The sequence below is a fragment of the Kribbella sp. NPDC005582 genome (genome assembly GCF_040605415.1).
Taxonomy (GTDB): Bacteria; Actinomycetota; Actinomycetes; order Propionibacteriales; family Kribbellaceae; genus Kribbella.
The window spans coordinates 1,024,702-1,036,701 of sequence record NZ_JBEXCU010000002.1 but is presented as its reverse complement, the minus strand read 5'-3'; the positions used below and the strand labels follow the sequence as shown (position 1 = coordinate 1,036,701).

Below are 12,000 nucleotides of genomic sequence, written 5' to 3'. Positions count from 1 at the left end.
CCTTCCCAGGCAGAAAACTGCCGATTTTGCGGCGAAGCCGAGCGCGCGAAGGTGAAGTCATCACCTCAGAACGGAGACGCTCGATGAGCAAGTTCGATATTAGCTTCGACAGCAACGGCATCACGCTCGCCGGCCACCTGTACCGGCCCGACGGCGCGGGACCGCACCCGGCGGTCGTCGTCGGGCATCCCGGCAGCGGCGTGAAGGAGCAGGCCGCTGGACTCTACGCACGCCTGCTGTCCGAGGCCGGGTTCGTCGCCCTGGCCTTCGACGCCGCCTACCAGGGTGAGAGCGGCGGGAAACCGCGCGGTCTCGAGGACCCGGCCCAGCGGGTCGAGGACCTGAAGGCAGCCGTCTCGTACCTCACCACCCAGAGCTCGGTGGCCGCTGACCAGATCAACCTGCTCGGCATCTGTGCGTCCGGCGGCTACGGCCTGGCGGCGGCCGCGACCGACCATCGCGTCCGCCGCCTCGCCACCGTCAGTGCCGCCGATATCGCGCGCGTCTTCCGGCTCGGCGCCGACGGCACTCAGGACCCGGCGGTGTTCCAGGGACTGCTCGACCACGCCGCCGCGGTCCGCACGGCGGAGGCTCGTGGTGAGGCCGAGCAGGACCTCACCCTGTTCCCGGACACGATCGAGCAGGCTCGCGAGCTCGGCGGCGAACACGGCGCCGAAGGCTTCGACTACTACCGCACCCCGCGCGGCGAGCACCCCCGTTCGGCCGGGACGATGCCCTGGAGTTCGGTGGACAGAATGGCCACCTTCGACGCGTTCGCCGCCGTACCGCTCCTGGGCTCGCGGCCGCTGCTCATGGTCGCCGGCACTCGAGCCGTCAGCGCCTGGATGAGCGTTGAGGCCTTCCAGCGGGCCACTGGGCCGAAGGAGCTGCACTGGGTCGAGGGCGCGAGCCACGTCGACCTTTACGACAAGCCCGAGTACGTCGTACCGGTCGTCGCCAAGCTCGCGGAGTTCTTCGCCGCCGGTTAGGCGTTGTAGCCGCCGTGGGCGTCGAGGACGGCGCCGGTGACGTAGGTGGCGGTGGGGCCGGCGAGGAAGCCGATGGCGGCGGCGATCTCGTCAGGGTGGCCGACGCGCTGGATGGACAGGCCCGCGAGCAGGACCTTCAGTACGTCGGGGTCGGCGGACATGCCGGTCTCCATCAGGCCGGCCTCGACGACGTTGGCAGTGATGCCGCGGGGGCCGAGGTCGCGGGCGGCGCCGAGGGTGTAGCGCTCGATACCCGCCTTGGTGGCGGCGTAGTCGGCCAGGCCGGGGAGGCCGACGCGGGTGCCGAGGCCGGAGCTGACGGTGATGATCCGGCCGTTGTCGCGGAGGACGGGCGCGGCGGCGCGGATGACGGCGATCACGCCGAGGTAGTTGATCGCGTGCATCCGGTCGAGTGCGGTGGTGTCCGCCTCGGGGTCGTCGACCCGGTAGTTGACGCCGATCGCTGCGTTGTTCACCAGGATGTCGAGACCGCCGTACGCGGCGACGACCTGATCGATCAGCACCGGCGCCTGCGTCGTGTCCGCGTGGTCGACCTGGAAGGCGACCGCCTTGGCCCCGAGCGCCTGCACCTCGTCGACCACGCCTTGGGCCTTGTCCGCCGAGTTCACATAGGTGAACGCGACATCCGCGCCCTGCCCGGCCAGCAGCCGGACCGTCGCCGCGCCCAGCCCCCGGGATCCACCGGTGACGAGCGCAACCTTGCCTGCCAATGCCTTACTCATAGCCAGCTCCTTCGTCGTAACAAGAATGGTTACTTCGGATTCAAGGTAACATACTTAGTTACGACGACAAGGAGCAGGATGAGCGCGAACAGCCGGCTGACCATCGCGGCCCACACGCTGGCCTGGATCGGCCTGTACCAGCGCCAAGGGCACGCGGTCGCCACCTCGGAACAGATCGCGGGCAGCGCGAACACCAACCCGGTGGTGATCCGCCGATTGCTCGGCGAGCTGCGCGAAGCCGGGCTGGTCGAGTCGCGCCGAGGTGGTGGCGCCGGCTGGTCACTGACCCGCGACCTCAAGGCGATGACGCTGCTCGACGTGTACGACGCGATCGAGCCAGGACCGCTGTTCGCGCTCCACCGGGCCGACCCCGACCAAGGCTGCGTGATCGGGCACGGCATCCAGCCCGCCCTGCAGGACGTGTACGCCGGCATCGAGTGCACCGTGCGTCAGGAGCTGAGCAAAACCACCCTGGAGGACGTCCTCCAGGCAGTCCTCGCCGTCCCCCGCTGACCTAGACGGCCGGCGGACCAGCCGGCGCCTCGGGAGCAGCCGGCTCGGCCGGCGGGCCAACTGGCGGACCAGCCGGAGCAGCGGGCCGCAGGCGGCGTCGCCGGAGCAACTCGAGAACGGCCACCGTCAGCAGCAGCATGCCGAGCCCACCGGCTCCACCCAAGAGCCCGAGGCGCAGACCGGCTGGGTGGTACACGCATGACACCTTGCTCGCGGTCTCACCGACCGGCATCGCCATCAGGCCGGCCAGCTGGGTCGGCTTCCGGGCAGCCTGCTTGTCGACCTGGCAGCGCCAGCCGGGCGTCCGGACGACGCCCATGACGACGAGTCCGCGAGTCCCGGGGTTGAGTTTGACGTCGATGCTGTGGCCGCCCACGTGCACCTCGGCCGGCTGGCTCCGCCGCAATGTGCTGACCGCGGCATCGAGCTTGGTGCGGTCCAGGCAGCCGATCGGGCGGTCCGGCAGGTTCGTCGACTCCGGCACTCGGAGCGTCACGTCGACCGCTCCGCTGGGGCCCGCCGTACTGACCCGGCGAACCGGCGCACCACGGAAGATCCCCGGCCGCTTCGCCCCGGTGGTCAGGCTGATCGTCCATTTGTGACCGTCCACGAGGACGTCACCGACGAACTCCGGCCCGAACAAGTACACCTCGGAACCCGGCCGGCAGCGGGCGGTGAGCCGGAACTCCCCCGCCTTCTCCAGCCCTTCCGGAAGATGGATCCTCAGCTGGCCCGGCTGCTTGTCGCTGACCGTGACCGGCGAACCCTCGTCGACGTATGCCCGCAGCTTCGGCGTCGTGTAGACGCTCGCGCCCAGCGCCGTCTCCTGCAGCCCGTACGGCGCTCCCAGCTGCGAGACCCACGGCTTCACCGGACGCACAGTGACGAACGGCGCCACCTGGCTGCGCGCCAGCCGCAAGTCGCCCTTGGGGTCCAGCGCCAGCCGCCCGCCGACCGAGAAGACCGCGTCGACCACTGGGTTGACCGGGTCGACGATCGACCGGCCGAACGCCGAGTACCCGAAGCCGAGATTGAGCAGTTCCTTGGTCAGCTCGTCCGGAATCGTCGAGCTGTAGTACTCCGGCCCCTCACCGCCGATCAGCATCGGATCGTTCACGGTGGTGAACGCGCCCGGCGCGACCCGCTGCCGTGGCCAGTCGTTGTCACCCATCACCAGTGCCCGGCTGGTCTCCTGCCGAGCACCCCAGGCCCGCCCGGTGCGGTAGGTCTCCCCGCGGTGGGCCTCGATCGCGTACGACGACGCTCCCGACTCCACGAGCACCGCGGCCACGATCACGATCGCGGCGGTCCGCAGTACCTGCCTGGTCGGCTTCCACCGGGCCACGGCCCAGGCCGTGATCACCAGCACCCCGACCACCGGTACGGCGACCGCCGTCACCGCGGTCGAGGTCCAGTTGTTCCAGGCGAAGGCATAGAGCGCCGCGACGAGAACAGCCGGTACGACGACCGTCGACACCTTGGCGATCCCGGCGGCGACCGACATCCAGCCCGCGATCACGATCAGTCCGGCGATCACGAACGCCTGCCGGTACGGGTTGCCGTTCGGCGCGTCGAAGCCGTGCCAGATCATGTGCGTGACGGTGAGCTGCATACTGCCGATGGCCAGCAGAATGGCGATCGACCAGACGATCCGCTCGCGGAGTGCGATCTTCCAGTTGAAGGGGAAGCTCAGCGCGAGGAGCAGCATCAGGGTGCCGACGGCCAGGCTCGGCGTCTTCCCGACCCCCTCGGAACCGGGCAGCAGCCGGCCGAAGAAGTACAGCCAGCCGATCGGGTGGAAGGTCTCGTCCGGGCTCGGCGTTGCGTACCCCACCGACTTGAAGGTCGGCACCAGCAGCGGCGCGGACAGCACGATCCCGATCACGACCACGATCAGGCAGCGCACCGCGCCACCGATCCGCCGTGGCCAGTCGCCGCCCTCGGGGTCGGACAGGACGCGCGCGATCACGACGATGGCCGCGCCGAGCGAGGCCATGTAGACGGTATAGAAGTGCGAGTACCAGAACAGCGTGATGACGAACGGCGAGACGATCATCGACGGCAGTGACCGCGATCGCCACACCCACTCGCAGAGCAAACAGATGACCGGGAACGCGATCAGGCCGTACAGCCAGCCGGTCATGTAGCCGCCGTCGTCGATCGCCCAGCCACAGGTGGCGTACGAGATCCCGGCCAGCGCCGCCAGCCAGGCCGGGCCATTGGGCCGCAGCTTCCGCAGGTACGCCGTCATCGCGCCCGCGGCCGCCGCGATCGCGGCGGCCGAGATCACGTACAGGGCGAGGTCGATCTTGTCCCGCGGGAACAGCAGCACGATCCACGACAGCGCGGCGCCGTTGTAGGCCATGAAGTCGCCGATGTAGGGCACGCCGTACCCGCTGGACCAGTTGAAGAAGAAGTCACCCGGCGCGGCACCGGTCAGGATGTCGCGCAGATGGGCGTGCATCGGGATGAACTGCTGCCCGAGGTCGAGGATGTTGCGCGGGAGCTGGCCGAACGGGTAGCTGCCGCGGATGATCCCGCCCGCGATGTACGCCGCTGCGGCGGCGAGCGCCGCCAACGGCACCGCCAACCACCCGCGCCCTCGCCCCCGGGCTACCGCCATCAGTTCTCATCCCTCGCTCGTGACCCCGCTGCGCCGTCCGACCATATCCGAGAGGGCGGGCGAGGGATGAAAGTTGCCGTGCACAAGCAGCTGTTCCTTATCGGGAACCTGACATAGACCGGTTCAGATGTAATGAAAGCCCGGGCGTGGATGCATGAGGAACTCGTGATGCGAGATGTTCCACGCGTACGCACCGGCCATAGCAAACACCACCCGGTCCCCGGACCGGATCACCGGGACCGGAATTCCCTGTGCCAGCAGGTCTTTCGGCGTACACAGCTGACCGGTCAGCGAGACCGGTCCGGCCGCCTCGGACCGCGGCCACGGATGCGACCACTCCTCGACTGGTACGACGGCGAACGGCTGACTGTGCCCTTTCGTCGCCGGTGTCCGCAGGTGATGCGTACCACCCCGGACGACGGCGAACGGTTCACCCTGACTGACTTTCACGTCCAGCACTTCGGTCGCGTAGTACCCGCAGTACGCCGTCAGCGCGCGCCCGGGCTCGATCCGAAGCCGCAACTCCGGTCGATGGTCGAGCAGCGTCCGCAGTCCGGTCCCGAACTCGACCCAGTCGAATCGCGCCGACGGATCCGCGTAGTCGACCGCCATCCCGCCACCGATGTTCACCTCGTCGAACCGCAGACCGTGCCGCGCGGCCAGCGCAGCCGACCAGTTCACGATCTGCTCGGCCACCGCGAGATGCTCGGCCGCACTGAGCCCGCTGCCGAGGTGCGCATGAATCCCGCGCAGCCGAAGCTGCCGGCCGATCGGACCGGCCAGCAACTCCAAAGCCCGCGCGACATCGGCCGGATCGAGTCCGAACGGGCTCGGCCGACCACCCATCGCCAGGGCGACCGACTCGAGCGAGCCCTCCGCCACTGGAACGTTAACCCGCAGCAGTACGTCGACCTGCTGGTCCGGCGTACTGCTCAGCGCGGACGCGAGCTGGTAGAGCTCCTGCACGCTCTCCAGGTGCCAGCGGTACACGCCGGCCGAAACCGCAGCCGCGATCTCGGCCGGCGTCTTGCCCGGTCCACCGAAGGCGAGCGGCGCGCCGGGCGCCACCTGACGCACGTGAGCCAACTCGCCCGCACTGGACACCTCATAGCCGTCGACCGCGTCCCGCAACGCCTCCAGTACGGCGGCGTCCGGGTTCGCCTTGGCGGCGTAGTACAGCTCGACCTCGCTCGGCAGCGCGGCCCGAATCGCGGTCACGTGGGTGCGCAGCGCGCCCAGGTCGTAGATGTAGGCAGGCAGCGCCTCACTCGGCAGGCCGGCCGCAAACTCACGAACGGTGGGAGCGAGCGTCGCGGTGGCGCACTCGACGGTCTGGTGGAGCTGCGAGGTAGGAGTCACCGGTTGGCCTGGGCCGCGACGGGCTCGGCTGCGGCGGCGAGCACCGATTCAGCGATCGGCGACGGCAGCCGAACGTAGCCGGCACTCCGGTCCGGCAGCCGGCCCCACCGCGTCAGCATGTTGGTCTTCGCCGGCAGCGGTACGCCGGCCAGCAGCGCCGCGAGGAGTGGCGGGCAGCCGTTCTGCTCGGCGTACTCCGCAATCACCGCCCGCACCTCGGCCCACAACCGGCCCTCGAGCACCGGGCTCAGGTCGGCGACCGCACTGAGCAGGTCCGAGACGTGGTTCACGAGCAGGCAGTAGACGACCCGGTCCCAGCCGCGCTGAGCGTCGTACGTCATCGGGCCGGCCACATCCGCGGGCAGCCCCGCGAGCGTGTCGGTGTGCCGCTCGTCGACGAGCTTGGTGCCTTCCAGGTCGCGGAAAAGCACCTGCACCGGCCGGTTGCTCGCGTCGACGCCGATCAGCACGTTCTGCAGGTGCGGCTCCAGCACGACGCCGTGGTCGAGGTACGCCGCCAGCACCGGCGGAACGAGCAGTCGCAGGTACGCCGCCCACCAGGACACGATCTCGGAGTCGTCGGCACCGTCGAGCAGCTGCGAGATGTGCGCCGAGCTGGTCGCGTACTCGTCAGCCACGGCAGCCGCCATCAACGGCGTCACGCCGGGCCGCAGTACGTCGCTCAGCCCGGACCGCACGATCAGTCCGAAGCCCTCGTAGACCGACAGGTCCGCCGTACCGTCAGCGCCCGGCAGAGCCAGCGTGCGGAACGCCGGCTCCCGCAGTACGGCGGCACCCGGGAACCGCGCCGCGAGGTCGGCCAGCACCGGCGCGAGCAGCCGGGTGAGCGCGACCGCACCGGTCATCTCGTATGCCGCGTTCTTGCGCAGGCAGTTGGTGATCCGGATGTTCAGGCTGAACTTCAGGAACACGTCCGGACCGGCCAGCGTGCGCACCGAGGAGGTCGCCGTGAACGGCACGCCGCCGGTACCGAGATCGATGACGTCGCTGCGGTCGAGCGCAGCCTGGAACAGCGGGTTGTCGCGCATCATCGAGAACTGCCATGGATGCGCGGGCAGCAACCGGTAGCCCTCCGGCACCTCCCGAAGGTCGTCGAGCAGTGCGGTGATCTGCGGGTCGAGGCTTTCCTCGGCGAGCAACTCCGCACGCACCGCGAGATGCCGCAACTGGAACGCAGCGCGCGCCTCGGGGGCGTACGCCGCCCAGTCGTCACGGTCCTCGGTCCGGGACTTCGGCGCCGGGTGGAAGCGGTGCCCGAACATCATCGCCTGCTCGGACTCGAGGAACCGGTCGGAACCGGCGGGCCGGGTCCGAGTCAGCGCCCGGGTCACACCTTCGTGGCTCGACTCGATCTGCGGGAGAAACTCTTCGTTCTCGAAGCCGCTGCGCAGGGCGAGCTCACGCCGGACGAGATCGGCGAGCTCGTGCCAGGTCAGCTCGCCGTGCTCCGAGAACACCGGCCCGGTGAAGCGGTGCGACCCGATCAACGACGTACGGCGCAGCTCGACGCGCAACTGGACTCCGACGCGCGGCAATCGGAGCAGCAGCCAGCCATCGTCGACAGCACTCTGGTGTTCCGGACCGGACACCTCCCGCAGCAGGCAGTTGAGCAGGGTGTGCGCGACGACGTGATCGGCGCGCGGTAGTGCGGTCGCAGCCGGGGGAAGGGACTGCATGACAGACATAGGTGACTCCGAAGTCGTACGGGGACGAGTGAGCAACGCGGCGGAAACGGCTGTGACCAAGGCGGCGACGGTCCCGATCAGCACCGGCGCGGTGGCACCGAACGCACTGTTCGCGACTGCGGCAACGGCGCCGGCGGCGACCGCCCCGCCCTTGGAGAAGAATTCGACGGTACCGAACATCCGGCCGGGTGCGCGCCCTCTCGCGGCATCCGCGGCCAGAATCGACAGACAGACCAGACCGAGCGTCAGCCCGATCCCGAGCAGGAGGCGCGCGACGACGAAACCGGGCAGGGTCTCGACCATCGCGTGCGCGGCCAGACCGAGCGCGACGAAGCCGAAGCCGGCCGCGAGCCCGAGGCGCGAGCGCTCGAGGAAACGTTTGTGTACGGCGCTCGCCAGCACGAGGTAACACAAGTGCGGTAAGGCGAACAGCACCCCGGCGACCGCCCCTGAGGTATCAGGCATCCGCTGCTCGATCAGCGCGATCAGGTACGGGAACGAGATGATCGTCGCGAAGACGAAGGCGAACTCGAAGAAGTAGAGCAGTCGCAAGGTCCGCAGCGACGGCGGCGGTTGCGCGGGCAAGTCCTCATGCTCTTCAACGATGGGCTGGTCGGGCTCAGGCAGCAGCACCAGCAGTACGGCGGCCGCCAGCGGCAGCACGGCCATGAGCAGGTACTGGCGATGCGGCGAGATCCACGGACTCAGCGAGCCGACCAGGATCGGCGCGACGACCAAGGCGGCTCGGGCGCTGCCCTGCATCAACGTGAGCGCCTTCGACAGCTTGTCGCCGGTCAGCGCCGCGGCCAGATAACCGTTGCTGGCGGCAAACGTCCCACCGAGGAACCCCTGCAGGACGAGCGCCAGCGTGAACGCCGGCAAACTGTTCGCCAGCCCTGCGGCCAGGAAGGCGATCGACAACCCGAGCTGAGCCCGCAGCAGCAACCGCTTGCGTCCGTACCGGTCGGCCAGCCGGCCCCAGAACGGCGCGCCGATCGCGCTGAACACGGTCGGAACGACATACAGCAGACCTGCCCAGCGTCCGGTCTGATCCCCGAGCGACGGCAGGATCTCAGTCAAGTACGGCGGCAGCCCGAGCGCCGCGAACGACGCCACGAAGTAGCAGCCGGCGATCGCCGGAACATGGGCCCGACTGAGCTCGGGCCGCGGTCGCGCGTCGACCGGCCTCGCAGCGAGAAGAGTCACCGCGCGAGCCGCAAGTAGTTCGGGCCGGTCGTGTAGTGCTTGTTGATGTCGGCTGCGCCGGACCGCTGCTTGCTCAGCAGCGTGCCGGCGGTGACCATCGCCTTCACCGGCAGCCGGTCAGCCTCCAACAGGTTTGCTCGCAGCGAGTCGCCGACCGGACCGAGCCGGTCGACGGCCTCGGTGAGGCGGGTGCGCAGGAGGTCAACCATGGCGCGGTCTCCCCGGGCAAAGGCGAGGGACGCCGTACAGAGATGGACGGTGATCGTGGTGAAGAGGTCGGTGAGGGCGCGGTCGTCGTCGCTGAACATCCGCGGATCGGTGAACTCACCCGGGTCCGACCAGCGCTGACGGTTGATCCGCAGACCGTCATTGTCCTTGTACAGCAGGCGAATCCGGGTGACGCCGTCGACGCGGTCGAAGATCACCGAGGTGTTCTGCTGGTGCGACTCCAGGGCGATCCCGTAGCCGAACAGTGTGGTCTGCCAGTCCAGCAGCAGCGTGATGAGAGCGTCGTACAGGTCGAGGAGTTTGCCGTCGTAGAAGCGGTCGGCGAGATGCTCGACAACCAGGCGACCGCTCGGGGCCTGCGTTGCAAAGGCAGCCAGCGGGACGGTCAAGACGTCGTCGAGACCGTCCGGGTAGCGGCGCAGCAGGACCGCGAAGAGCTCGTGGCCGCTCTCGAAGTAGGTTTGCTCATCAGCGTTCAGGATCGTGGTGGCGAACCGCGGTTCGCGCGCGATGATCCCGTGCATCAGCCGCTCCCCCGCGGCCCCGTCGACGAGCACACCGGCCTTGATCGTCCGGCGGTTGCGGGCACCGAGCGTCGCCGTTGCCAACGGCAACTTCAGGTGAAAGCGCGGATCCTGGACAACCGCCACCGTCCGGGTGGACAACGTCGGTACGACGTCCAGATACGGAAGCGGACCGAGGATGCCGTCCACCGGCTCAGTCAGCGGATGAATCGGGAGGGTCGTGTGATCGGTGAGCTCGGGCAGCCCGATGTCGGCAACAGTCGGCCACCAGTCCGGCCAATCGGCCTTCGCCGGCCCCGGTACGGCGACCCAGCGCAGCTGAAAGGTCGGATGGAACTCAGGCGTGTACGCCCGCACCTGGTCCGGCGTCAGTCCGATCCGGCCGCGTGCCGTCGGGTAGACGGGGTGATCGAGGAAGGCGGCCAGCGTGTCGAACGCCAGCGAGCCCCCGAGCCCCGTCCACTCGGTCGGATCATCGCCGTACCGGTCCGCGAGCTCAGCCAGCACTCCCGCCTGGACCTCGTCGTGCAACTCCATCGTGGCCAGCGTCTGCCGGCATTCGTCCGCGAACGTGTCATAGCCGCCGCGGTCCTCGGGGTCAGCCAGCTCCCGCAGTACGGCGAGGATGTCGTCGAGTGCGGTGAGCTCCGTGCCGTCGACCTCGAGCACCGGCCGGCGAGCGGCGTACTCGGACTGGAAGCCTTCCTCGACAACCGGTACCGCGAGTACCCGACCACCGAGCTCCAACTGGAGCCTCCGATCGACGAGCGTGCTGCGCGTGCGGAGCCCGAGCACATCTTCACGGATCAACGTCGAGAGAACACGCAAGCCCAAGGTTGCAGCCGCGGTCACCGGATGTCCCAGACGTTGGCGCTGACGAACTCCTGCGCAATCCGCTGCAACGCGGCTTGATCCGGCCCGATGCCTTGGATCACACCGAGGTAGTCGCGGTTGGTGCGGTAGTGCGGATGCTCCGCGCCGATCTCGCGGAAGGTGCGGTAGGACAGCGCGATCCCGTCGACCGTCCGGTCGAACGGCTCCGGCGCCGCGGTCAGCGTTCCGGCCCGGTCGGCACAGACGTAGAGGCTGTACGACGTCAGGTCGGTCCGGGCCCGGAGATCCGCGGGAAGCGGCTCCCCGAGGTGGACCCGCAGCACGTGCTCGAAGTACGGGATGCCGAGGATCTGCTCGAGCGCGAGGTCCATCCGGTCGCCGATCGCGCGGTAGTTGACCTCGATCAGCCGAGCCCGCCCGTCGGGCTGGACGACGAACTCGGTATGGCAGGCACCGAACCCGACCCCGAGCGCGTCGAGCTGGGCCAGCACCTGATCGGTTTGCGGGTGTGCTCCGGCAAATTCCAGCGACAGCTCGATGAACGCCGGCGGCTCGGAGACGGCGGTCCGAAAACCACCGATCACCTGCAAGGTCGTGCCGTCGCCGAGTGTCTCCAGCGTGCACAGCTGACCGGCCAGGAACTCCTCGACCAGCAGTACGGCGTCCGGCCGGCGCTCGTGCACCTCCGCGGCGAACTGGACCAGACCGTCGAGATCGTTGACGAGTGCAACATCCTCACTGGCGACGCCCTCGCGAGGCTTCACAACACACGGAAACGGGATCCCGCTGAGCATTGCCGGATCCTGCCCCGGCGCGAGCTCGGCGGCCCAGACCGTGTCGAGGCCGGCCGCGCTCAGGCACCGCCGGGTCTCCGCCTTGTTCTTGGCGCGGAACGCCGCCTGCCAGTCCTTCCCCGGAAGTCCGAAGTACTGCGCCACCAACGCCGCCTGCGTCTGCAGGTGATCGCTGTTGGTGAAGACCGCGTTCGGCGCGTCGTGGCGGGAGATTTCGCTGATCACGGCCCGGAAATCCCGAACCGCGCACTCCCGCAGCTCCGGCGGGTGCGGAAAGTCCTTGTAGGCCTGGCGATGCGCGTCGACCGAGTCTGTCAGCACGATGACCTCGAGCCCGAGGCGCGCCGCCGCGGGCAGAAAGCCTTCGGTGACGGAATCGGTCGGATTGAGGGCGAGCAGGTACAGCCGCATACCGAACGAGTCCTCCTGAGCTGGGCGAGTGACTCGATCTTCTTCGGTAAGGCTATCCTTAGTCAATCCA

Annotated in this window: 8 protein-coding genes; 2 read left to right on the top strand and 6 right to left on the bottom strand. The window is 68.9% G+C overall.

The genetic code is table 11. The annotated features are described in order from the left end of the window. The first annotated feature begins 83 nt into the window (after window positions 1-83). Complete coding sequence (locus ABZS29_RS16510; protein WP_355462641.1) at window positions 84-989, top strand: alpha/beta hydrolase; 906 nt, start codon at window positions 84-86, stop codon at window positions 987-989. Here ABZS29_RS16510 and ABZS29_RS16505 read toward each other — a convergent pair. Then, window positions 986-1,732, bottom strand: coding sequence for an SDR family oxidoreductase (locus ABZS29_RS16505; protein WP_355462639.1), 747 nt, complete (start codon window positions 1,730-1,732; stop codon window positions 986-988). The two genes, ABZS29_RS16510 and ABZS29_RS16505, sit on opposite strands and share 4 nt — an antisense overlap. Before the next feature lie 78 nt (window positions 1,733-1,810). Between ABZS29_RS16505 and ABZS29_RS16500 the strand changes: the two genes are divergently transcribed. After that, the gene (locus ABZS29_RS16500) at window positions 1,811-2,245 is read left to right on the top strand and encodes an Rrf2 family transcriptional regulator (protein ID WP_355462638.1); all 435 of its coding nucleotides are present in this window, start codon (window positions 1,811-1,813) and stop codon (window positions 2,243-2,245) included. Between the two features lies 1 nt (window position 2,246). Here ABZS29_RS16500 and ABZS29_RS16495 read toward each other — a convergent pair whose 3' ends face one another. From ABZS29_RS16495 to ABZS29_RS16475, 5 genes are all read right to left on the bottom strand, one after another. Further along, window positions 2,247-4,868 carry a YfhO family protein gene (locus ABZS29_RS16495; RefSeq protein WP_355462636.1) on the bottom strand — a complete coding sequence of 874 codons (2,622 nt, stop codon included), beginning with the start codon at window positions 4,866-4,868 and terminating at the stop codon, window positions 2,247-2,249. A 123-nt stretch (window positions 4,869-4,991) separates the two neighbouring features. After that, the gene (locus ABZS29_RS16490) at window positions 4,992-6,227 is read right to left on the bottom strand and encodes a type III PLP-dependent enzyme (protein ID WP_355462634.1); all 1,236 of its coding nucleotides are present in this window, start codon (window positions 6,225-6,227) and stop codon (window positions 4,992-4,994) included. Next, window positions 6,224-9,139: an MFS transporter gene (locus ABZS29_RS16485; RefSeq protein WP_355462633.1), complete on the bottom strand. Its 2,916-nt coding sequence runs from the start codon at window positions 9,137-9,139 to the stop codon at window positions 6,224-6,226. Before ABZS29_RS16485 ends, ABZS29_RS16490 begins: the two co-directional genes overlap by 4 nt. Further along, entirely contained in the window at window positions 9,136-10,743 is a 1,608-nt protein-coding gene (locus ABZS29_RS16480) for an IucA/IucC family protein (RefSeq protein ID WP_355462632.1), read from the bottom strand. Before ABZS29_RS16480 ends, ABZS29_RS16485 begins: the two co-directional genes overlap by 4 nt. Further along, a complete protein-coding gene (locus tag ABZS29_RS16475) occupies window positions 10,740-11,930 on the bottom strand; it encodes a hypothetical protein (RefSeq protein WP_355462631.1) in 1,191 nt (396 codons plus the stop codon). The genes ABZS29_RS16480 and ABZS29_RS16475 overlap by 4 nt, the downstream gene beginning before the upstream one ends. Between the last annotated feature and the right edge of the window lie 70 nt (window positions 11,931-12,000).